The sequence below is a fragment of the Mycolicibacterium sp. XJ1819 genome (assembly GCF_053483675.1).
This window is the reverse complement of the sequence record NZ_JBEFST010000009.1, coordinates 43778-63163: the sequence shown is the minus strand read 5'-3', so window position 1 is coordinate 63163 and position 19386 is coordinate 43778. Positions and strand designations below refer to the sequence as shown.

Annotated in this window: 24 protein-coding genes, 4 tRNA genes and 1 pseudogene; 20 read left to right on the top strand and 9 right to left on the bottom strand. The window is 68.8% G+C overall.

What is annotated here, in order from left to right; translation table 11 throughout:
- Positions 1 to 35 precede the first annotated feature (35 nt).
- Positions 36 to 680 carry a hypoxia response regulator transcription factor DosR/DevR gene (gene dosR / locus ABQE89_RS11470; RefSeq protein WP_448416776.1) on the top strand — a complete coding sequence of 215 codons (645 nt, stop codon included), beginning with the start codon at positions 36 to 38 and terminating at the stop codon, positions 678 to 680.
- Between the two features lie 27 nt (positions 681 to 707).
- On the opposite strand, the gene ABQE89_RS11465 is transcribed toward dosR, so the two are convergent.
- Positions 708 to 1610, bottom strand: a complete 903-nt coding sequence (locus ABQE89_RS11465) for a hypothetical protein (protein ID WP_448416487.1) — start codon at positions 1608 to 1610, stop codon at positions 708 to 710.
- 83 nt (positions 1611 to 1693) lie between these two features.
- Positions 1694 to 1765 (bottom strand) — tRNA-Val (locus tag ABQE89_RS11460).
- A 372-nt stretch (positions 1766 to 2137) separates the two neighbouring features.
- Between ABQE89_RS11460 and ABQE89_RS11455 the strand changes: the two genes are divergently transcribed.
- The 3 genes from ABQE89_RS11455 to ABQE89_RS11445 all read left to right on the top strand — a co-directional run bounded on the left by ABQE89_RS11455 (position 2138) and on the right by ABQE89_RS11445 (position 2391).
- Positions 2138 to 2210: transfer RNA gene (locus ABQE89_RS11455), tRNA-Gly, on the top strand.
- A 28-nt stretch (positions 2211 to 2238) separates the two neighbouring features.
- Positions 2239 to 2309, top strand: a tRNA-Cys gene (locus tag ABQE89_RS11450).
- 7 nt (positions 2310 to 2316) lie between these two features.
- A tRNA-Val gene (locus ABQE89_RS11445) sits at positions 2317 to 2391 on the top strand.
- 90 nt (positions 2392 to 2481) lie between these two features.
- Here the strand turns inward: ABQE89_RS11445 and ABQE89_RS11440 are convergent.
- Positions 2482 to 2706: a DUF2188 domain-containing protein gene (locus ABQE89_RS11440; protein ID WP_448416485.1), complete on the bottom strand. Its 225-nt coding sequence runs from the start codon at positions 2704 to 2706 to the stop codon at positions 2482 to 2484.
- A 101-nt stretch (positions 2707 to 2807) separates the two neighbouring features.
- Here ABQE89_RS11440 and ABQE89_RS11435 point away from each other — a divergent pair.
- From ABQE89_RS11435 to ABQE89_RS11415, 5 genes and pseudogenes are all read left to right on the top strand, one after another.
- Positions 2808 to 2984: pseudogene (locus ABQE89_RS11435) on the top strand (dihydrofolate reductase family protein); the annotation flags it as partial.
- 117 nt (positions 2985 to 3101) lie between these two features.
- Positions 3102 to 3296, top strand: coding sequence for an excalibur calcium-binding domain-containing protein (locus tag ABQE89_RS11430; RefSeq protein WP_448416774.1), 195 nt, complete (start codon positions 3102 to 3104; stop codon positions 3294 to 3296).
- A gap of 8 nt (positions 3297 to 3304) precedes the next feature.
- A complete protein-coding gene (locus tag ABQE89_RS11425) occupies positions 3305 to 4027 on the top strand; it encodes a thermonuclease family protein (protein WP_448416483.1) in 723 nt (240 codons plus the stop codon).
- A gap of 54 nt (positions 4028 to 4081) precedes the next feature.
- Positions 4082 to 4504 carry a hypothetical protein gene (locus ABQE89_RS11420; protein WP_448416481.1) on the top strand — a complete coding sequence of 141 codons (423 nt, stop codon included), beginning with the start codon at positions 4082 to 4084 and terminating at the stop codon, positions 4502 to 4504.
- Between the two features lie 75 nt (positions 4505 to 4579).
- A complete protein-coding gene (locus tag ABQE89_RS11415) occupies positions 4580 to 4999 on the top strand; it encodes a hypothetical protein (RefSeq protein WP_448416479.1) in 420 nt (139 codons plus the stop codon).
- Positions 5000 to 5005: 6 nt separating this feature from the next.
- Here the strand turns inward: ABQE89_RS11415 and ABQE89_RS11410 are convergent, their stop codons facing one another.
- On the bottom strand, positions 5006 to 5365 hold the full coding sequence (locus tag ABQE89_RS11410) for a helix-turn-helix domain-containing protein (protein WP_448416477.1): 360 nt from the start codon (positions 5363 to 5365) through the stop codon (positions 5006 to 5008).
- A gap of 121 nt (positions 5366 to 5486) precedes the next feature.
- On the opposite strand from ABQE89_RS11410, the gene ABQE89_RS11405 reads away from it, so the two are divergent.
- Genes ABQE89_RS11405 through ABQE89_RS11385 form a run of 5 tightly spaced genes read left to right on the top strand, consistent with a single transcriptional unit; the run spans position 5487 to position 8408 of the window.
- Positions 5487 to 6233 (top strand): Clp protease N-terminal domain-containing protein, encoded by a 747-nt coding sequence (locus ABQE89_RS11405; protein WP_448416475.1) that lies wholly within the window; start codon positions 5487 to 5489, stop codon positions 6231 to 6233.
- A 41-nt stretch (positions 6234 to 6274) separates the two neighbouring features.
- Positions 6275 to 6748 (top strand): RNA polymerase sigma factor, encoded by a 474-nt coding sequence (locus ABQE89_RS11400; RefSeq protein WP_448416473.1) that lies wholly within the window; start codon positions 6275 to 6277, stop codon positions 6746 to 6748.
- Positions 6748 to 7341 carry a methylated-DNA--[protein]-cysteine S-methyltransferase gene (locus ABQE89_RS11395; protein WP_448416772.1) on the top strand — a complete coding sequence of 198 codons (594 nt, stop codon included), beginning with the start codon at positions 6748 to 6750 and terminating at the stop codon, positions 7339 to 7341. Before ABQE89_RS11400 ends, ABQE89_RS11395 begins: the two co-directional genes overlap by 1 nt.
- A gap of 50 nt (positions 7342 to 7391) precedes the next feature.
- Complete coding sequence (locus ABQE89_RS11390; RefSeq protein ID WP_448416471.1) at positions 7392 to 7898, top strand: hypothetical protein; 507 nt, start codon at positions 7392 to 7394, stop codon at positions 7896 to 7898.
- 15 nt (positions 7899 to 7913) lie between these two features.
- Positions 7914 to 8408, top strand: coding sequence for a GNAT family N-acetyltransferase (locus ABQE89_RS11385; protein ID WP_448416469.1), 495 nt, complete (start codon positions 7914 to 7916; stop codon positions 8406 to 8408).
- A 48-nt stretch (positions 8409 to 8456) separates the two neighbouring features.
- On the opposite strand, the gene zapE is transcribed toward ABQE89_RS11385, so the two are convergent.
- On the bottom strand, positions 8457 to 9521 hold the full coding sequence (zapE, locus tag ABQE89_RS11380) for a cell division protein ZapE (protein WP_448416467.1): 1065 nt from the start codon (positions 9519 to 9521) through the stop codon (positions 8457 to 8459).
- 35 nt (positions 9522 to 9556) lie between these two features.
- On the opposite strand from zapE, the gene ABQE89_RS11375 reads away from it, so the two are divergent.
- The 4 genes from ABQE89_RS11375 (at position 9557) to msrB (ending at position 13822) form a co-directional block, all read left to right on the top strand.
- Entirely contained in the window at positions 9557 to 10339 is a 783-nt protein-coding gene (locus ABQE89_RS11375; protein WP_448416465.1) for a pyrimidine reductase family protein, read from the top strand.
- A 25-nt stretch (positions 10340 to 10364) separates the two neighbouring features.
- Positions 10365 to 11930 (top strand): alpha/beta hydrolase, encoded by a 1566-nt coding sequence (locus ABQE89_RS11370; RefSeq protein ID WP_448416463.1) that lies wholly within the window; start codon positions 10365 to 10367, stop codon positions 11928 to 11930.
- Positions 11931 to 11966: 36 nt separating this feature from the next.
- Positions 11967 to 13229 (top strand): arabinofuranan 3-O-arabinosyltransferase, encoded by a 1263-nt coding sequence (aftC, locus tag ABQE89_RS11365; protein ID WP_448416461.1) that lies wholly within the window; start codon positions 11967 to 11969, stop codon positions 13227 to 13229.
- Between the two features lie 176 nt (positions 13230 to 13405).
- Positions 13406 to 13822, top strand: a complete 417-nt coding sequence (gene msrB / locus ABQE89_RS11360) for a peptide-methionine (R)-S-oxide reductase MsrB (RefSeq protein ID WP_448416459.1) — start codon at positions 13406 to 13408, stop codon at positions 13820 to 13822.
- A 16-nt stretch (positions 13823 to 13838) separates the two neighbouring features.
- Here the strand turns inward: msrB and ABQE89_RS11355 are convergent, their stop codons facing one another.
- From ABQE89_RS11355 to hemE, 4 genes are all read right to left on the bottom strand, one after another.
- On the bottom strand, positions 13839 to 14150 hold the full coding sequence (locus ABQE89_RS11355) for a hypothetical protein (RefSeq protein WP_448416457.1): 312 nt from the start codon (positions 14148 to 14150) through the stop codon (positions 13839 to 13841).
- A 70-nt stretch (positions 14151 to 14220) separates the two neighbouring features.
- The gene (gene hemQ, locus ABQE89_RS11350; RefSeq protein ID WP_448416455.1) at positions 14221 to 14916 is read right to left on the bottom strand and encodes a hydrogen peroxide-dependent heme synthase; all 696 of its coding nucleotides are present in this window, start codon (positions 14914 to 14916) and stop codon (positions 14221 to 14223) included.
- A gap of 4 nt (positions 14917 to 14920) precedes the next feature.
- Positions 14921 to 16285, bottom strand: coding sequence for a protoporphyrinogen oxidase (locus ABQE89_RS11345; protein WP_448416453.1), 1365 nt, complete (start codon positions 16283 to 16285; stop codon positions 14921 to 14923).
- Positions 16282 to 17346, bottom strand: a complete 1065-nt coding sequence (gene hemE / locus ABQE89_RS11340; protein ID WP_448416451.1) for a uroporphyrinogen decarboxylase — start codon at positions 17344 to 17346, stop codon at positions 16282 to 16284. The genes ABQE89_RS11345 and hemE overlap by 4 nt, the downstream gene beginning before the upstream one ends.
- Positions 17347 to 17471: 125 nt before the next feature.
- On the opposite strand from hemE, the gene ABQE89_RS11335 reads away from it, so the two are divergent.
- Both ABQE89_RS11335 and ABQE89_RS11330 read left to right on the top strand, forming a co-directional pair.
- Entirely contained in the window at positions 17472 to 18053 is a 582-nt protein-coding gene (locus ABQE89_RS11335) for a DUF3000 domain-containing protein (protein WP_448416449.1), read from the top strand.
- A 2-nt stretch (positions 18054 to 18055) separates the two neighbouring features.
- Complete coding sequence (locus tag ABQE89_RS11330) at positions 18056 to 19366, top strand: HRDC domain-containing protein (RefSeq protein WP_448416770.1); 1311 nt, start codon at positions 18056 to 18058, stop codon at positions 19364 to 19366.
- Positions 19367 to 19386 lie beyond the last annotated feature (20 nt).

Genomic DNA, 19386 nt, shown 5'->3' with positions numbered 1-19386 from the left:
GCAATGGGCCGTCGCGACCGTGGAGAGGCTTGACAATGGTGAAGGTGTTTCTCGTCGATGACCATGAGGTGGTCCGCCGGGGACTGGTCGACCTTCTCGGTGCCGACAGCGACCTCGAGGTGGTCGGTGAGGCGGGGACGGTGGCCGAGGCGATGGCGCGGATACCCGCACTCGAGCCCGACGTGGCCGTGCTCGACGTGCGGCTGCCCGACGGCAACGGCATCGAACTGTGCCGAGACCTGTTGTCGCGGCTACCGAACCTGCGCTGCCTCATCCTGACCTCCTACACCTCCGACGAGGCGATGCTGGACGCGATCCTGGCCGGCGCGAGCGGTTATGTGGTCAAGGACATCAAGGGCATGGAACTGGCCAAGGCGATCAAGGACGTCGGCGCGGGGCGCTCGCTGCTGGACAACAGGGCGGCCGCGGCGTTGATGGCCAAGCTGCGGGGCACCGCCGAACGGTCAGATCCGTTGTCGGCGCTCACCGATCAGGAGCGGGTTCTGCTCGACCTGCTCGGCGAGGGTCTGACCAACAAACAGATCGCGGCCAGGATGTTTCTCGCCGAGAAGACCGTCAAGAACTATGTGTCTCGGCTGTTGGCCAAGCTGGGCATGGAACGGCGCACGCAGGCAGCGGTTTTCATCTCGAAGCTGGACCGATCGCAGGGCCGCGGCTGAGAGGTCCGACGCGGCAGCAGTTTTCGCTTACGCCTGTCGCGCGGGCCGGACCTCGTCGTCACCTTCCGCGAATTCTCGGATCTGGACCAGGCCGTGGTGGCGTGCGGCGGTGATCGCCCACACCAACGCGATGACGGGCAGCGGACCGAAGGCCACCCACCACCTGGCGCCGGGCGGCAGAAGGTCGGCGATGACCTGGGCGCGCGGAACGCCGTCGACCATCGCGGGTAGCCACTCATTGAGCAGGATCGTCAGCATCCGGGTGCTCTCGAACGGGCCCACGATGGTCGCGAGGGTCCACGACAGGCACGCGATGATCAACGCCCACGGCCAGGCCAACATCAGCGACTGCTCGTCGACGATGTCGGCCGCCGACCGGATGGACTCGACGATGAATGCCACCCCCAGCGCGGCGAGCAGGACACCGACCTGTGCGGCCAGCAGGTCGTCGATCACCGAATGAGCCTCGGCGTCGCCGTGGCGGGCGGGCAGCCCGAACGCCAGCGACAGCAGGCCGGCGACCAGGGCCAGCAGCGTCAGGTGCGAGGTGGAGTCGCTGATCCGCGCGAAGGAGCTGGAGATGATGCGCATGACCAGGTGCGACGACGCGGCGGGCCGGGTGCGGTAGAGAATCATCACCACCAGACCAGAGATGACGATCGAGGTCAGCCACGCCACGACGGCGGTGCAGATAATGACCAGCGCCAGCGAGCCGATCAGCGGGACCAGCAGCGAGTCCTCGTCGCTGCTGCTGCGCACCACCAGCAGCGGGACCACACCGACGGCCAGGACCCCGACGGCGCGCACCAGCAGCGGGAAGGTGAACAGGGTGATGTCGGCGGGGGCCAGATCCGGGTCCTGCCGCCGGATCGCCGCCCATTCGGCGCGCAACACTGATCGCGCCCGCTGCAGCGACGGTTTGCCCGCCATGGCGCGAATGTAGGCGCGAACCGGTGCGGGTGCGGTGATGACACGCCCGGCGGCCGGGGATGTTGGGGTGACGATCGGTGTTGTGGTCCCGACTGGGATCGAACCAGTGACCTTCCGCGTGTGAGGCGGACGCTCTCCCGCTGAGCTACGAGACCGGAAAGCCCGACCGGATAGGCCGAACGACGTCGAAGACTAGCACGGGACAGCTTACCGGCCCGAATCGATTACTTGCCTTCCACCTGCTGTTCTCGGAGGTGGGTGCAGGTTGGAGGGCTGCCGATTTGGTGTGCGGCCCCCGGCGCCCGGGCCGACATCTGAGGGCAGGCCCGCTGCCATATTGCCGGGTCCGGCATCGCCTGTCGCGGGGCGGAATCGGGCCGCGGCTTCTCGAATTCGGGGGCGGACTGCCGGGTGCCCTAAGCTTGGGGGGTGACGACGACGCGGCACGGGTCGTCGAGATTTGTGCGGCTACACTCGGGTCGACTATCGTCGTCATTCGCGATGGGCGACGGGGTCGCTCGTGGCGTGCGGATGTAGCGCAGTTGGTAGCGCATCACCTTGCCAAGGTGAGGGTCGCGGGTTCGAATCCCGTCATCCGCTCGGAGGGTGCAGTGGCATCAACCCAAGCGGTGGAGTGGCCGAGTGGTGAGGCAACGGCCTGCAAAGCCGTGCACACGGGTTCGATTCCCGTCTCCACCTCTAGCCCGCGCGATTAGCTCAGCGGGAGAGCGCTTCCCTGACACGGAAGAGGTCACTGGTTCAATCCCAGTATCGCGCACCACAGTTTGTGCAGTTCAGCGACTCTTTTTACGATGAGGCGCGGAGGCGCGTTCCCAATACATGCCCAGTCCGCTTGGGGAAGTGTTGACCGCTATCCCCGTGGGGGAAACGGATCCTTGCCATACGTGTTCTTCTCCCCGACAGTGCCGTCCTGATTACGGATTGTGTGCTCGGCTCTGCGGGCTTGGGCCATTCGTCTACCTACCGCCACTTGCTCGACCTTGGTACCCCCGACATGGGCGGCTCGACTGCTCCCCTCGACCTTCGACTTCCATGCACCATTCTCGAAGTACGTGTTGACGTCACCTTTCGCCATGGCTTACCTCCTCAATTGAAAACGACTCGCTAATACGCGCGTTCCCGGTTTCTCGCCTCCCTAACCGGTCTGGAAAGTCCCGCGTAGGGCGCGCGCTGCAGATGGCCGACGCGGCGCTGGCCGCACCGATCGTGTGAGCCGAACTCGTGGACGAGTGCCGGATCGTGATCGCACCCATCACGGTGGCCGGCGGTACCCCGTTTCCGACATTGCCTTCATGGATCTCGCTGCGACGGTTGGAGAATCGCACCTTGCCGTGCGGCACAGCCCTGCTGCGCGCTATGAAACGACGTGCGACTGACCTTCACTTTGGTCAATTTGCTGATGTGTTTGCTGCACCAGCGGTATGGTCTGAGTATCAGGCTAATCGCACACCAGATCACCAGAGAGCAACAATGTTTCGCATACTCCTCGCCGCAGTAGGCCTCGCCGCCGTCGTCGCTGTCGGTGCTGCACCGGTAGCTGAGGCCGCGCCGTACCAGAACTGCAAGGCAGCCGCCGCCGACGGTCGCTACAACATCCCGTCCGACGATCCGGCCTACGGCCCCCATCTCGATCGTGACGACGACGGCATCGGCTGCGAGAGGTAGCACCCGGGTTGATACGCCACCTACTCACCGTCGCCATCTCCGCACTCATCGGTCTTGCCGGTCACCTGTCCCCCGCGATCGCCACCGCTGACCCCGTCGACGCCACAGCCGTCGTCCTCCGAGTCGTCGACGGCGACACCATCGACATCCGCGACGACAACCGCGGTCGCCTCCGCGTCCGCATCCTCGGCATCGACACACCGGAGACCTCCAAGCCCGGCTACACCGTGGGCTGCTGGGGCCCCGAAGCCACCCAGTTCGCCACCGAGAACATGCTGGGTCAGCGCGTCGCGCTGCAACCCGACCCCACCCAGGACCGCACCGACCGGTACGGCCGCACCCTGGCCTACCTCGTCCGCGCCGACGGCTGGGACTACTCGGTCGAGGCCGCTCGCGCCGGCACCGCGAAGTCCTACGTCTACGGCGGCAAGCCCGTCACCCGCTACGCCCAGATCGTCCAAGCCGAACAAGAGGCCAAAGACGCCGGCCGGGGGCTGTGGGGCCCGCCGTGCAACGGCCAGACAGAATCGCACCCGCGCGGCTCCTCGTCGGCCAGCTCACAACCACCGCCGCCGGTCGGCATCGCCGGCCTGGCCCCACCGTCCTCCTCGAACGTCTACTACGAGAACTGCGCCGCCGCCCGCAAAGCCGGCGTCGCGCCGCTGCGCATCGGCGAACCGGGCTATCGGATCGGCATGGACGGCGACGGCGACGGCGTCGCCTGCGAGTAGCGACGCGCTTCGGTTCGGCCGGTGTCGGCCCGGGCTATCCATTACATTGGCGAAATGCGGTTGACCGCAGCGTTCTTAGCCAACCACGCCGAGATCGTCAACGGCATGCTCAACGTGGACGGCGGCTTCTGGAAGAGCACCAGGGTTCCCCCGGACGCGACCAGTTTCGGGTGCGACGTGGTGGTGCTCTGCGAGGTCGAACCCGAAGAGGTGGGCAGCCGGTTCTTGTTGCACATCAACGCCGAGGGTCCGTCCGGCCGGCACTGGCGACCCGCCTACTCCTCCGATTTCACCCTCAACTCCCCGGTCAAGTTCCTGCTGTTGCCGCAGACTCGGCTACCGATCGAGCCCGGCGGCGGCCCGCACCTCTACGCCTTCCGCCTCGACGGCCAGCACGAGCGCGTCGACGTCCCGCTCACCGTGCACACCGGCCCGCCGCGGCACGAGCGTCATGCCGGCCCCGCCGACGCGGTCTGAGAAACCACCCGCGCGGTAGGTTCGACGCACTAGGCTTTGCCAAGGCCAACCGGTCACCGGGACCAAGAGGTGGACATGATTCGCGAACTCTTCGCCGCCGCGGCGATCGCCGGCGCAGCGCTCGGCGCGGCTCCGGTCGCCGTCGCCGATGACCTGATGTATCCCGACACGTCAGGGCGCTACCCCAGCGACGTGCCGGGCATGAACTACGAGGCGCACCTCACCGCGCCGTGCACCAACCTCCACCGGTTCACCTTCGGCCGTGGCCCGGGCGGCGAGGTGCTGCAGTGCCGCTGGATCGAGAACCAGTGGCCACCCCAGTACACCGGCTTCTGGGTCGCGGCCTATCAGCTGTTCGGTGTCCAGGAGCAGGGCGCCCCGTGCCCCAAACCCCAAGCGGCGGCCCAACATCCCGACGGACGTCCGATGTTGTGCCTGGGCACCCAGGGCTGGCAGCCCGGCTTCTTCACCCGCGAGGGCTTCTTCCCGATCTAGACCAGCTCACCCGTAGCCACGCAGCGTCCGGCTCGGCGGTGTGCCGAACGTCTGCTTGTACATGCCGCTGAACCGGCCCGCGTGGCTGAAGCCCCACCGGTAGGCGATCGACATCACCGTGTCGACGGACGGGTCTGCGGCCACCAACTCGCGGTGCGCTCGGTCCAGCCGCACTCGGCGCAGGTACTCCAGCGGTGTGGTGTTCAGATGCCGTCGAAACATGTACTGCACCGACCGCGGAGTGACCCCCGCCGCCGCGGCGATCCCGACCAGGGTGACGTCGCGGTGCGCGTTGTCGTGGATGTAGGCGACGGCCCGCCGCAGCAGCGGCGGTTGGTCCACCCCTTTCTCGACACGCTTTGACATCCCGCTCGGAGTTTCCCGAACCCGCGACCGCAAAACCGTCCCCAGCAAATTTCGGCAGCCGCCCAGGCAGGGCCGTCAACCTTTGGTTGACGATCCGGCAGCGTCAACCTACAGTTGACGTATGACCGCCGCTGAAACACCCGACCCCGCCCCCGCCCGCATCACCAATCCCGTTCGCCTCGACGACCTCATCGACGTCATCAAGCAGGTGCACTCCGAACCGCTCGACCAACTCACCGACGCGGTGCTGGCCGCCGAGGCCCTCGACGACATCGCCGACCACCTGATCGGTCATTTCGTCGACCAGGCCCGCCGTTCCGGGGCGTCGTGGACCGAGATCGGCAAGTGCATGGGCGTCACCAAGCAGGCCGCCCAGAAACGGTTCGTGCCCAAGACCCCCGACACCACCGAGGCGATGGACCCCGACGCCGGGTTCAGCCGATTCACCCCGCGGGCCCGCAACGTCGTCGTCGTCGCACAGAACAAGGCCCAGCAGGCCGGCAACACCGAGATCACCCCCGACCATCTGCTCCTGGCGATGTTCGACGACCCCGACGGGCTGGCCGTCAAACTGCTCGCCGCCCAGAAAGTCACCGTCGAGGCGGTGACGAAGGCCATCACGCTGCCGCCGCGCACCGACGGCGAGTTGCCCCCGCTCACCCCGTTCGACGGGGCCGCCAAGAAGGTGCTGGAACTGACCTTCCGCCACGCACTTCGGTTGGGACACAACTACATCGGCACCGAGCACATCGTGTTGGCGCTGTGGGAGGTCGAAGACGGTGACGGGCCACTTCATCGCGTCGGCGCCGACCGGGACCGCTTCGAAGCGGATCTGAACGCGGCTCTGGAACCGTTCACCAAAGGCTGATCTCACAACCACGACGGCCGCGGCGTCTACATGATGTGAGGGTGCGTCCGTTCGAAGAGGTGGTGGCCGAGCACGCCCCGACGGTGCTGCGGGTGTGCCGCGCGGTGCTCGGCCCCGTCGACGCCGAGGACGCCTGGTCGGAGACGTTCCTGTCCGCCCTGCGCGCCTACCCCGACCTGCCCACCGGCGCCAACGTGGAGGCCTGGCTGGTCACCATCGCCCACCGCCGCGCCCTCGACGTCGGCCGCGCCCGCTCCCGTCGCCCCACCCCGATCGAGGACCTGCCGGATCGGGCGGCGCCGCACGGCGATCCCGCCCTGCGCGACCCCGACCTGTGGACGGCGCTGCAGCGGCTGCCCACCAAGCAGCGGCAGGCGGTGGCCTACCACCACATCGCCGGTCTGCCGTTCGCCGAGATCGCCACACTGCTGGACAACTCACCCGACGCCGCGCGCCGCGCGGCCGCCGACGGCATCAAGACCCTGCGCAAGATCTACCGAGAGGACGAAACATGATGACTGTCAAGGCCTTCGACCAGATCCCGGCCGAGGACCACACACTGGCCCGACTGCACGACCGGCTCGGCCACGCCGCCGAGGCCGACGGGCTGCTCGACGTGGCCTACCGCACCGTCGACACACCGGTCGGCACCCTGCTGCTGGCCGCCACCACCGTCGGCGTGGTCCGGGTCGCCTATGACATCGAGGACCACGACGCGGTGCTCGCCCGGCTCGCCGAGGCGGTCAGCCCGCGCATCCTGCGGGCACCCGCGCGACTGGACTCCGCCGCGCGCCAACTCGACGAGTACTTCGCCAGGCGCCGCACCATCTTCGAGGTGCCCCTGGACCTGCGAATGGCCGACGGGTTCCGGCGCACGGTCATCGAGCACCTGCGCGACATCGACTACGGGCGTCGGCAAAGCTACGCCGCGGTGGCCGCCGCGGTCGGCAGTCCTCGTGCGGTGCGCGCGGTCGGCAGCGCCTGTGCCCACAATCCGCTGCCGGTGCTGATCCCGTGTCACCGCGTGGTGCGCTCCGACGGGTCGACGGGCCAGTACATCGGCGGGCCGTCGGCCAAGTCGACGCTGCTGGACCTCGAAGCCGCCTGATGCGCCCGGAAGAGGCTGTAACACGTTTCAGTCTGTGCGATCATGCGTGGATGCGCCGCTGGTTCGTGCTCCTGATCGCCACCGCGGCGGCCGTGGCCGGCCTCACCGCCGTGCCCGCCGCCGCTGTGCCCGCCGCCGCCCCGACGCCGATCGGCCGCCTCGGCGACACGCTGCAGATCAAGTTCGAGGGCCTGATCGCCGACATCACCGTGCACAGCGTCGACCCGTCCCCGATTCCGCCGGGCTTCGGCTATCCGCCGCGCCCACCGCGCCATCAGGTCTGGCGCGCGCAGATCACCGTGCACCCCATCCAGGTGCCCACCCCGTACGCCCAGGCCATCACGTATCAGTTCCGCGGTGTCACGCCGACCGGCGACTCCTACGAACCGCGAAACACCGACGCGCCCGACGCGCTGCAGTTCGCCCTGAACAACGCCCCGGCCGGATCCACGGTCAGCGGCGGTGTCTGGTGGGACTGCTACCGCGACCTGGTGTCCAACGTGGTGCTGATCGACAAGATCACCGGCCAGCACCTGGCGCAGTGGAACGTGTCCTGAGCATCGGACGCTGAGTTGGTCGCTGAGGTCAGCACGGCCGACGCCGCCGACGCAGCGCACCTGGCCGATGTCGCCGCGCGCACGTTTCCGCTGGCCTGTCCCCCGTCGGCGACACCGCAGAACATCGCCGCGTTCATCGCCGAGAACCTGTCCGAGAGCCGGTTTCGCGACTACATCACCGATCCCGACCGCGTGGTGCTCGCCGCCCGTGCGGACGGCCGAATCGTCGGCTACGCCATGCTGATTCGCGAAGACGGCGGCGCGGTGGAGATCTCGAAGATGTACGTGCTGCCCGACAGTCACGGCCGCGGCGCCTCGTCGGCGCTGATGACCGCGGCGCTGCGCGAAGCCCGCGGGCTCGGCGCCACCTCGGTGTGGCTGGGCGTCAACCAGCACAACCAACGCGCCCAACGCTTCTACACCAAGCACGGTTTCACCGTCACCGGGACCAGGACGTTCCGGCTGGGCGACGGCGTCGAGAACGACTACGTGATGGGCCGCCCCCTTTGAGCGCGGGCAGACGCAAAGTCCGCGCGAATACGGCGTGTCGCACGGATTTTACGTCTGCTCGCGGGAGTGGCGGGGCTCGCGAGAGTGGCGGGAGTCGCGGGAGTGGCGGGACAGTGCCAGCAGCCGCGATGTCGCGCGCAGGTACTTCTTGCGGAATCCGCCCGCCAGCATCTCCTCGCTGAACACCTCGTCGAGCTTGACCCCCGACGCCGCCACCGGGATGCCCGCGTCGTAGAGCCGGTCGGTCAGCGACACCAGCCGCAGCGCGACGTTCTGGTCGTCGACCGGGTGCACCCCGGTGATGAACACCGCGGACACCCCCTCGATCAGGGTGAGGTAGCGCGACGGGTGCATGGTGGCCAGGTGCGCACACAGCGCGTCGAAATCGTCGAGGGTGGCACCGGGAACTTCAGCGGCGCGGGCGGCGATCTCCTTGTCGCTCAACGGCTCCGGCGCGGCGGGTAGGCCGCGGTGGCGGTAGTCGGGTCCGTCGATGCGCACCGTCGTGAAAATCGCGGCCAGGGTGTTGATTTCGCGCAGGAAGTCCTGCGCGGCGAAGCGGCCCTCGCCGAGTTGCTCAGGCAGCGTGTTGGAGGTGGCCGCCACCGACACCCCGCGTTCGACGAGTTGTGACAGCAGCCGCGAGATCAGGGTGGTGTTGCCGGGGTCGTCGAGTTCGAACTCGTCGATGCACACCACGACGTAGTCGGCGAGCAGATCGATACATTCGGCGAACCCGAAAACGCTTGCCAGCTGGGTCAACTCGCCGAACGTGGCGAACGCCTTGGGCTGCGGCAACCGGTAGTAGGACGACGCCAGCAGATGCGTCTTGCCCACGCCGAACCCGCCGTCGAGATACAACCCGACACCGGGAAGCGCTTCGCGCCGGCCGAACAGCTTCTTCTTACCCGCCCGCCGTTGCACCGCGAGGTCGCAGAACCGCAGACACGCCTGCACCGCCTCGGCCTGCGACGGTTCGCCCGGATCGGGCAGGTAGGTGTCGAAGCCGACGTCGGCGAAAGTGGGCGGCGGGACCAGTTGGGCGATCAGCCGCTCGGGGGTGACGTCGGGGTGCCGGTCCACCAGACGTCCGACGCTGCTGGACCCGTGCATGCGAGCACCCTATGCGACGTGCTGCAATCGTCTTCATGGCCGATACCGCCGCTGGGGCGCAATTCACCGTCCTCGGGGCCGACGGCGCCGCGCTCGACGGCGCCGACCCCCGGCTGACCGAGTTCTACGCCTACCCCGACGCGCTGACGCGCTGTTATGTGCGGGGCAACATGGTCACCAGCGTCGACGGCGCCGCGACGGCCGACGGCAAGACCGAAGGGCTCGGCGGCGACGGGGACCGCAGCCTGTTCGCGATGATGCGAAGCGCCGCCGATGTCATCCTGGTCGGGGCCGCGACCGTGCGCGTGGAGAACTACTCCGGCGCGCAGATGCCGCTCGCGCAGCGTCACGCCCGGCAGCGCCGCGGCCAGGCCGAGGTGCCGCCGATCGCCGTGGTCACCCGGTCGGGAAACCTCGATCCCGACGCCCGGTTCTTCACCCGCACCGAGGTGACGCCGCTGATCCTGACCTGCGCCGACGCCTGCGACCGCACCGGCAGACGACTCGGCGCGGCGGCCGAGGTACTCAACGCCTCGGGTGCCCACCCGGACAGCGTCGACCCCGCGGCCGCGCTGGCGTTGCTGGCCGAGCGTGGGCTGTTTCGGGTGCTCACCGAGGGCGGCCCGCAGCTGCTGAGCCAGCTGATCGAGAGCGACCTGCTCGACGAACTCTGCCTGACCGTGGCGCCGGTGCTGGTCAGCGGCTCCGGGCGGCGCATCACGGCCGGCACCCGTGAGGTCCGCGTCGCGATGCGGCCCGCGCATGTGCTCTCCGACGCGCACGGCTACCTCTACACCCGCTACGTCCGAAGTGGTTGACGCGCACATCAGTACTGTGGTCGGCATGCCTGCGCGTCGCCTGGTCCGGGCTTCAAGCCTGTCGGCCCTGGTGTTGTCGACTGTCCTGGCCGGTTGCGCACCGGGGTTGGCCGCCAACCCGCGGTTCGCCACCAACTCCGACGCCAAACCGCAGGGCCAGCCCGAAACCAGCCAGGCGCCCGAGGGGCCGCCGCCGCTGGAGGCGCCCAAGAACGACCTGAGCTGGCGGGAGTGCACGTCGCGGGTGTTCTCCGATGCGTCGGTGCCCGCGATCCCGGGAGTGACGCTGGACTGCGCCACCTACGACGCCGACCTCGACCCGATCAAGGGCGCGACCGGCACCATCAGCATCGGGGTGGTGCGCGCGAAGTCCGCCCAGACCCCCGACGACGCCGGTCCGCTGGTGATGACCACCGGTTCGGACGTGCCCACTTCCCGGCAACTGCCGGTGTGGCTGGCCCGGTCGGGCACCGACGTGCTCAAGTCGCATCCGATCGTCGCGGTGGACCGGCGCGGCATGGGCATGTCCAGCGCGATCGACTGCCGCGACCTGTTCGACCGCCAGGCGATGCTCGACCAGGCCCAGTTCCAGCCGGGCGACGACCCGGTCGCCGCCCTCCGGACGATCGTGCAGGAGGCGACCACCAGCTGCACCGACACCATCGCGCCCGGTGACTCGGCCTACGGCAGCGCCCACGCCGCCGAGGACATCGAGCGACTGCGCAGCACCTGGGACGTGCCGACACTGGCGTTGCTCGGGGTCGGCAACGGCGCGCAGGTGGCGCTGGCGTACGCCGGATCCCATCCGAACAAGGTCGCCAGGCTGGTGCTGGACTCCCCGCTGCCGTTGGGCATCGCCGCCGAGACCGCCATGGAGCAACGCGTCAAGGGCGAACAGGCCGCGCTGGACGCGTGGGCGGCCCAATGTGTAGCGCTCAACTGCGCGCTGGCGCCCAACCCCAAGGCCGCCGTCGACGCCGTGCTGAACCAGGCGCGCGGATCGGGCACCGGCTCGCGATCGGTGGCCACCGTCGCGAACGCGATCGCCACCGCGCTGGCCTATCCGCGCGGCGACCGGGTGGCCGCCACCAACGACCTGGCCGCGGCGATCGACGGCGCCCGCTCCGGTGACTGGAACGCGATGACCGCCCTGATCAACGAGGCCGAGATACTGCGCGGCACCGACGGCCAGTTCGTCAACGACTGCAGCGATTCCCTGAACCGGCCGACCCCCGACCGGGTGCGCGAACTCGTGGTGGCGTGGGACAAGCTCTACCCGCAGTTCGGCACCGTGGGCGCGCTGTCGCTGGTGGACTGCCTGAGCTGGCCCAGCGGGTCGGCGCCGCAAGAACCGCAGAACCTCAAGATCCCGGTGCTGCTGCTCGGCACGCAGAACGACCCGATCGTCGGCAACGAAGGGGTGGCCGCGGTGGCCGCCATCGTGCTCAACGCCCGGTCGGCCAACAGGCGGGTGATGTGGCAGGGCATTGGCCACGGCGCGTCGGTGTACTCGCCGTGCGCGCTGCCGCCGGTGCTGGGCTACCTCGACAGCGGCAACCTGCCCGACACCGACACGTTCTGCCCGGCCTGACGCCTCGCGCCGACGGCGGTCGGGTACCGTGCGGTCGTGCGCGATCTTGTCCTGGCTGCCTTCCGGCCCCGCACTTCCCCGCCGAGCACCGCCTCCGTGCTGCGTTCGATCCTGTGGCCGATCGCGATCTTGGCGATCATCCACCGCAGCTATGTGCTGGCCACCAACGGCTACATCACCGACGACTTCGGGCCCGTCTACCGCGCGGTGGTGAACTTCAAGCTGGGCCTGGACATCTACAACGAGCACTTCAACCACGTCGACCCGCACTACCTCTACCCGCCCGGCGGCACGCTGATCATGGCGCCGTTCGGCTATCTGCCGGTGGAGGCGTCGCGCTACTGGTTCATCTTCTTCAACACACTGGCGATCGTGCTGGCCGCCTACTTCCTGCTGCGGCTGTTCAAGTTCACGTTGGCGTCGGTGGCCGCGCCGGCCCTGCTGCTGGCGATGTTCTGCACCGAAAGCGTCACCAACACCTTGGTTTTCGGCAACATCAACGGCTGCATCCTGCTGTTCGAGGTGCTGTTCTTCCGGTGGCTGCTCGACGGCAAGAAGACCAGCGAATGGTGGGCCGGGGTGGCGATCGGGCTGACGTTGGTGGTCAAGCCGCTGTTGGCGCCGCTGCTGTTGCTTCCGCTGCTCAACCGGCAGTGGCGAGCCCTGGTGACCGCGTTCTTGGTGCCGCTGGTGTTCAACGCGGCCGCGTGGCCGTTGATCAGCGACCCGATGAGCTTCGTCACCCGCACCCTGCCCTACATCATGTCCACCCGCGACTACTTCAACAGCTCGATCCTGGGCAACGGGGTCTACTACGGCCTACCGATGTGGCTGATCATGGTGTTGCGCTTGGCATTTGTGGTGTTGGGTGCGGTCAGCCTGTGGCTGCTGTACCGCTACTACCGGACCCGTGACCCGCTGTTCTGGATGTTGACGTCGTCTGGCGTCCTTCTCATCACGTCGTGGCTGGTGCTGTCGTTGGGCCAGGGCTACTACTCGATGATGCTGTTCCCGTTCCTGATGACGGTCGTGTTGCCGAACTCGGTGCTGCGCAACTGGCCGGCGTGGCTGGGTATCTACGGCTTCATGACGATGGACCGCTGGCTGCTCGGGCACTGGCCGACCACCGGGCGCGCCCTGGAGTACCTGAAGATCACCTACGGCTGGTCTCTGGTGGTGATCGTGGTGTTCTCGGTGCTGCTGTTCCGCTACCTCGACGCCAAGGAGGCCGAGCGTCTTGCCGACGGTATCGACCCACCCTGGATGAGGGAACCGCAGAGGCAGCCCGCAACGGCCTGACCTCGCGCCGATTCGTTGCGCACGCAAGCTGTTTCGTCACTGCGGCATGCGCGTAATTCCCTCCGGGGTGCCCCTGGGCTCGTACGATTGAATCGCCTGAGGTCAGGGCCGGGGGGGAGGTGAGCCGTGCCGACGATTCCTGCCGACCCGCCGCCGAGACTCGCTAGCCTGGAGCTATGACCACACCAGCTCCCAAGCTGCAGCTCACCGACGACGAGTGGCGCAAGAAGCTCACACCCGAGGAATTCCACGTGCTGCGCCAGGCGGGCACCGAGCGTCCGTTCACCGGCGAGTACACCGACACCAAGACCGAGGGCATCTACCAGTGCCGGGCCTGCGGCGTCGAACTGTTTCGCAGCACGGAGAAGTTCGAATCCCACTGCGGCTGGCCGTCCTTCTTCGACCCGGCCGACTCCGACGCGGTGATTCTGCGGCCGGACAACTCGCTGGGCATGCGCCGCGTCGAGGTGATCTGCGCGAACTGCCACAGCCACCTCGGCCACGTCTTCGAAGGCGAGGGCTACCCGACACCGACCGATCAGCGCTACTGCATCAACTCCATCTCACTGCGACTGGTGCCCACGGCCGACTGACCCGGCCAGGGGCGGGCTAGCCGGGGTAGACGGCGAATTCGGCGTGGTCGACGGTGTCCGCGACGCACTGGAAGATCAGCGGCGCGGTCATCGCATTACCGGAGTAACAGTTGAACGGGCCGATCGATTGATACTTGTCGCCGTCGACGTCGTACTGGACCGCGTAATCCGACGCGGTGACGCAGTCGATGTCCCCGACGTTGATGACGACTGTTAGGCCGTTTCGCGGCGGGCACTGTTCGCCGGTCGGTGACTGCGCAACAGCGCTGGGCGCCGCCGTGAACGCGACAATCAGCAATGGTGCGGCAACCCACGCCCGGATGGTCATTGACCAATGATGATGGGGCGACGTCGCGTCTGCGGTGAGTTCCGCGATTCTCGGCGCGAAGAACAGCGGGCTACGGCAGAGCGGTGACCAACTGTTCGGGGCTGACCCGCGGGCCGGTGAAGAACGGCGTCTCCTCGCGGACATGCCTGCGCGCGTCAGTGGCGCGCAGGTCGCGCATCAGATCGACGATGCGATGCAACTCCGGCGCCTCGAACGCCAGGATCCACTCGTAGTCGCCCAACGCGAACGCGGGCACGGTGTTGGCCCGCACGTCCTTGTACTCGCGGGCGGCCATTCCGTGCTCGGAGAGCATGCGGCGGCGCTCCTCGTCGGGCAGCAGATACCAGTCGTAGGACCGCACGAACGGATACACGCAGATGTAGTTGCCCGGCTCCTCACCGGCCAGAAACGCCGGGATGTGGCTCTTGTTGAACTCGGCCGGACGGTGCAGTGCGACGTTGCTCCACACCGGTGTGCTCGCGCGTCCCAGCGTGGTGGTGCGGCGGAAGTCCGAATAGGTGGCCTGCAGCGCCTCGATGCTCTCGGCGTGCGTCCAGAACATGAAGTCGGCGTCGGCCCGGGTGCCTGCGATGTCGTAGATGCCGCGCACCACCACGCCGCGCTCCTCCTGCTCTTTGAGGAACGTCGACAGCTCGTCGATGACGCCCGCGCGGTCCTCCCCCAACGTCCCCGGTTGCACCGAGAACACCGAAAACATCAGGTAGCGGAGGGTCGAGTTGAGCGCGTCGAAATCGAGCTTGGCCATACCCCTATCGTGCCACGCGCGTGGTGACCAGCGAAGCGGCCGCCCTGGTGGCGGCCGCCACACAGGCGGGCACGCCGATCCCGTCGAGATAGTTTCCCGCCACGGCCAGGGTCGGCGGCAGGCCGGCGCGCAGATCGGCGACCAGTTCGGCGTGCCCGGGCCCGTACTGCGGCATCGCGTCGATCCAGCGCGTCACCAGGCAGTCGACCGGTTCGGTCGCGATGCCGAACACCGCCTTGAGGTCCTCGACCGCCCATGCCAGCAGATCGTCGTCGCTGGTCGCGCGCGCCAACCGGTCGCCGAAGCGTCCGTAGGACAGCCGCACCAACTCCACGTTGCCGCGCGCTCCCCACTTCTGCGTCGACAGCGTGATCGCCTTGGCGCGCAGGCGCTCACCGGTGGCCACCAGCACACCGGAGCGGGCGGGCAGCGGTGTGCCGCCGGGCAGTGCCAACGCCACCACCGCCGTCGACGCCACCGCGATGCGCCGGGCCGTCTCGGCCGCGCGTGCGGCGACGCCCTCCACCAGGCGCGCCAGCCGCGGCGCCGGGACGGCCAGCACCACCGCGTCGGCGTGATGGGGCACGCCCTCGTCGTCGATGAGCCGCCAGCCCCGCGGTGACCTGTCGACCCGCTCGACGGGAACCTGGATCCAGCGGATGTCGGCGCGGCGGATCAACTCGTCGAGTAGCACGCCGTAGCCGCCGTCGACGGCGCCGAAGATCGACCCGGACACCGGCGGGCCCGCGGCCATCAGCGCCTCGTTGACCGCGGCGGTCAGGCTCGGCGCGCCCCGGTCCAGCGCGGCGACCAGCGTCGGAAGGGCCGAACGCACCCCGATGGTGGCCGCGGACCCGGCATAGACGCCGGCCAGCAGCGGATCGACCGACCGGGCCACCACCTGCTCGCCGAAGCGGTCGGCCACCAGGTCGGCGACCACGGGGTCCGCGCCGGGCCGCCAGGACAGCGGCCTGTGGCGTTCGTCGCGGATGCGGGCGGTCGTCGCGTCGTCGACCAGGCCGGCCAACGCCGCCGAATGCGCCGGGATGCCTTGCAGCGTGTCGGCGGGCAGCGGGTGCAGACGGCCCTGGCTGTAGATCAGCGGCCGCACGCCCGTCGTGCCGATCTGCCTGCCCGCCAGACCCAGCTCGGCCAGCAGCGCGGGCACCTCCGGCCTGCGCGCGACGAACGCCTCGGCCCCGACGTCGAGCAGCTGACCGCCGACCCGTTCGGTGCGCAACGCCCCACCGAGCCGGTCGGCCGGGTCGAACACCGTGATCGACGCGTCGGGTCCGGCCGAGACACGCAGCCGGTAGGCGGCTACCAAACCCGAAATGCCGCCGCCGACAACGGCGTACGACACGGTCACAATGAGTGCACCAAGGCCACCACGTCGCTGATCACACCGGGGTCGGTGCTGGGCAGCACGCCGTGGCCGAGGTTGAACACATGACCGGTCGCGCCGGCATCGACGGCCCTGCGGCCGTCCTCGACCACCGCGCGCACCGCGCGTTCCACCACCGGCCAGCCCGCCAGCAACACCACCGGGTCGAGGTTGCCCTGCAACGCGGTTCCGGCCACGACGCGGGTGGCGGCGTCGGGCAGCGTCGTGCGCCAGTCGACGCCGACGACGGCCGACGCGCCCTGGATCGACACCGCCTCCGACATCGCGCCGAGCAACTCCGCGGTGCCCACCCCGAAGTGGGTCATCGGCACTCCGGCGCCTGCGAGCGCGGCGAACACCCGCGCGCTGTGCGGCAGCACGTAGGTGCGGTAGTCGGCCAACGCCAGAGTGCCCGCCCACGAGTCGAACAGCTGAATCGCGTCGACCCCCGCGTCCACCTGCATCTGCAGGAACGCGATTGTCACGTCGGTCAGGGCCGTCATCAGCGCGTGCCAGGTGTCGGGCTCGCCGAGCATCATCGCCTTGGTGCGCTCGTGGTGGCGGCTGGGCCCACCTTCCACCAGGTAGGACGCCAGCGTGAACGGTGCGCCGGCGAACCCGATCAACGGCACGTCACCCAGCTCGGACACCAAGTTGGTAATCGCTTCGGAGACCGGTGCCACCTGATGCGGCTCAAGGGCTTTCATCGCCCTCACATCGGCGATGTCGCGCACCGGCTTGTCGATCACCGGTCCCACGTCGGGCACGATGTCCAGCGCGATGCCCGCGGCCCGCAGCGGCACGACGATGTCGGAGAACAGGATGGCGGCGTCCACGCCATGTCTGCGGACCGGCTGCAGCGTGATCTCGGTGATCAGCTCCGCGTCGAAGCAGGCCTGCATCATCGTGTTCTTCGCGCGCAACTCCCGATACTCGGGCAGCGAACGCCCAGCCTGGCGCATGAACCACACCGGCACACGGCTCGGTTTGCGGCCTCGGGCGGCGGCGAGATAGGAAGACTCGGGCAGGTCACGACGGGTACTCATCCTCACCAATGCTGCCAGAGCCGCCGACAGGACCCAATTCCGTCGGTTCCGCCGGGCCCTGGTGCCGCCGGTCAAGATCGGCGCGCCTGCGCACAGACAAGGCGCAATCCGCTAGCGTCGAAGAAGTGACCACCGCCGAACCGGCTCAGTTCCGCGAAGCGGTGGCGGCGATGAATGCCACCACCGTGCGACCGGAGATCGAGCTCGGCCCGATCCGGCCGCCGCAGCGGCTGGCGCCGTTCAGCTATGCGCTGGGCGCGGAGGTCCGCCATCCCGAGACCGCGATCGTCCCGGAACGCTCCGAGGGCGACGCGTTCGGCCGGTTGATCCTGCTGCACGACCCCGAGGGCGCCGACGCCTGGGACGGCACGATGCGGCTGGTCGCCTACATCCAGGCCGACCTGGACTCCAGCGAGGCCGTCGACCCGCTGCTGCCCGAGGTGGCATGGAGCTGGCTGGTCGAGGCCCTGGAGGCCCGCCAGGAACATGTCACGGCGCTCGGCGGCACAGTCACCGCCACCACCTCGGTGCGCTACGGCGACATCTCCGGCCCGCCGCGCGCCCACCAATTGGAGCTACGAGCGTCCTGGACGGCCACGACGTTGGTCCTCGGCCCTCATGTCGAAGCGTTCTGTGAAGTGCTCGAGCATGCCGCCGGTCTGCCCCCGTCGGGGGTGACCGACCTGAGCTCCCGCACCCGCGCGTGACGATGTCCGGTACCGGGGACAAGGCAGTCGAGGAGACCGACCCAGATATCGAGGCCGAGGGCGAACCGCTGCTGGCGCCCCGCGACGGCGTACCCGACCTGTCGGTTAGCACCGACGAAATCAAAAGGGCGGCAGAGCGATTGGCCGACGGGCAGGGCCCGTTCGCCGTCGACGCCGAGCGGGCGTCGGGCTTCCGGTATTCCAACCGCGCGTACCTGCTGCAGATCCGGCGTGCCGGGGCGGGCACGGTGCTGATCGACCCGGTCAACCACGGTGGTGATCCGGAGAAGACGCTGGCGCCGGTCGCCGAGGTGCTCGCCGAAGACGAGTGGGTGCTGCACGCCGCCGACCAGGATCTGCCGTGTCTGGCCGAGTTGGGCATGACACCGACCAAGCTTTTCGACACCGAACTGGCCGGCCGACTCGCCGGCTACGACAAGGTCAACCTCGCCGCGATGGTGCAGCGCTTGCTGGGGCTGCGGTTGATGAAGGGCCACGGTGCGGCCGACTGGTCCCGACGGCCGCTGCCCCCGGAGTGGCTGAACTACGCGGCGCTGGACGTCGAGGTACTGCTGGATCTGCGCTACGCGATCGCCGAAGTCATCGACGAGCAGGGTAAAATACGTTGGGCCGCAGAGGAATTCGACCACCTGCGCGAGTTCGAGGCCGCCCCGACCCGGCGTGACCGCTGGCGGCGCACGTCGGGCATCCACAAGGTGCGTGATCGCAGGGCGCTGGCCGCGGTTCGCGAACTGTGGCTGACCCGCGACCACATCGCCCAGCGCCGCGACATCGCACCCGGCCGCATCCTGCCCGACGCCGCGATCATCAACGCCGCCACCACCGATCCCGACACCGTCGAGAAACTGACCGCGCTGCCGGTGTTCGGCGGGTCGCGTCAGCGCCGCTCGGCCCAGGTGTGGCTGGACGCGCTGGCCAGGGCGCGCAGCATCCCGGACCCGCCGCCCGCGCAGGAGCCGTCCACCGGTCCCCCGCCGGCGTCGCGGTGGGCCCGGCGCAAACCGGAGGCCGCCGCCCGCCTGGAGGCGGTTCGCACCGCCCTGACCGAACTGTCGCAGCGGCTGTCGGTGCCCAAGGAGAACCTGCTGTCCCCCGACGTGGTGCGCAGGCTGTGCTGGGACTGGCAACCCAAGCCCGACGCCGAGGCCACCGCCGCGGCCATCAACACGTTCCTGCGTGATGCGGGCGCACGCCCGTGGCAACGGGAGCTGACCGTTCCGGCGCTGACCGAGGCGCTCACCAATCCCGCCGAGCAGACGCAAACTGGGGCCGACACGCCGTCTGAGGGCTGATTTTGCGTCTGCTCGCGCAA

What these genes read in the sequence shown, in the direction of transcription:
- dosR (WP_448416776.1), top strand. Translation starts at nt 36, where the DNA reads ATGGTGAAGGTGTTTCTCGTCGATGACCATGAGGTGGTCCGCCGGGGA.
- ABQE89_RS11465 (WP_448416487.1), bottom strand. Translation starts at nt 1,610, where the DNA reads ATGGCGGGCAAACCGTCGCTGCAGCGGGCGCGATCAGTGTTGCGCGCC.
- ABQE89_RS11440 (WP_448416485.1), bottom strand. Translation starts at nt 2,706, where the DNA reads ATGGCGAAAGGTGACGTCAACACGTACTTCGAGAATGGTGCATGGAAG.
- ABQE89_RS11430 (WP_448416774.1), top strand. Translation starts at nt 3,102, where the DNA reads ATGTTTCGCATACTCCTCGCCGCAGTAGGCCTCGCCGCCGTCGTCGCT.
- ABQE89_RS11420 (WP_448416481.1), top strand. Translation starts at nt 4,082, where the DNA reads ATGCGGTTGACCGCAGCGTTCTTAGCCAACCACGCCGAGATCGTCAAC.
- ABQE89_RS11415 (WP_448416479.1), top strand. Translation starts at nt 4,580, where the DNA reads ATGATTCGCGAACTCTTCGCCGCCGCGGCGATCGCCGGCGCAGCGCTC.
- ABQE89_RS11410 (WP_448416477.1), bottom strand. Translation starts at nt 5,365, where the DNA reads ATGTCAAAGCGTGTCGAGAAAGGGGTGGACCAACCGCCGCTGCTGCGG.
- ABQE89_RS11405 (WP_448416475.1), top strand. Translation starts at nt 5,487, where the DNA reads ATGACCGCCGCTGAAACACCCGACCCCGCCCCCGCCCGCATCACCAAT.
- ABQE89_RS11395 (WP_448416772.1), top strand. Translation starts at nt 6,748, where the DNA reads ATGACTGTCAAGGCCTTCGACCAGATCCCGGCCGAGGACCACACACTG.
- ABQE89_RS11390 (WP_448416471.1), top strand. Translation starts at nt 7,392, where the DNA reads ATGCGCCGCTGGTTCGTGCTCCTGATCGCCACCGCGGCGGCCGTGGCC.
- zapE (WP_448416467.1), bottom strand. Translation starts at nt 9,521, where the DNA reads ATGCACGGGTCCAGCAGCGTCGGACGTCTGGTGGACCGGCACCCCGAC.
- ABQE89_RS11375 (WP_448416465.1), top strand. Translation starts at nt 9,557, where the DNA reads ATGGCCGATACCGCCGCTGGGGCGCAATTCACCGTCCTCGGGGCCGAC.
- ABQE89_RS11370 (WP_448416463.1), top strand. Translation starts at nt 10,365, where the DNA reads ATGCCTGCGCGTCGCCTGGTCCGGGCTTCAAGCCTGTCGGCCCTGGTG.
- msrB (WP_448416459.1), top strand. Translation starts at nt 13,406, where the DNA reads ATGACCACACCAGCTCCCAAGCTGCAGCTCACCGACGACGAGTGGCGC.
- ABQE89_RS11355 (WP_448416457.1), bottom strand. Translation starts at nt 14,150, where the DNA reads ATGACCATCCGGGCGTGGGTTGCCGCACCATTGCTGATTGTCGCGTTC.
- hemQ (WP_448416455.1), bottom strand. Translation starts at nt 14,916, where the DNA reads ATGGCCAAGCTCGATTTCGACGCGCTCAACTCGACCCTCCGCTACCTG.
- hemE (WP_448416451.1), bottom strand. Translation starts at nt 17,346, where the DNA reads ATGAGTACCCGTCGTGACCTGCCCGAGTCTTCCTATCTCGCCGCCGCC.
- ABQE89_RS11330 (WP_448416770.1), top strand. Translation starts at nt 18,056, where the DNA reads ATGTCCGGTACCGGGGACAAGGCAGTCGAGGAGACCGACCCAGATATC.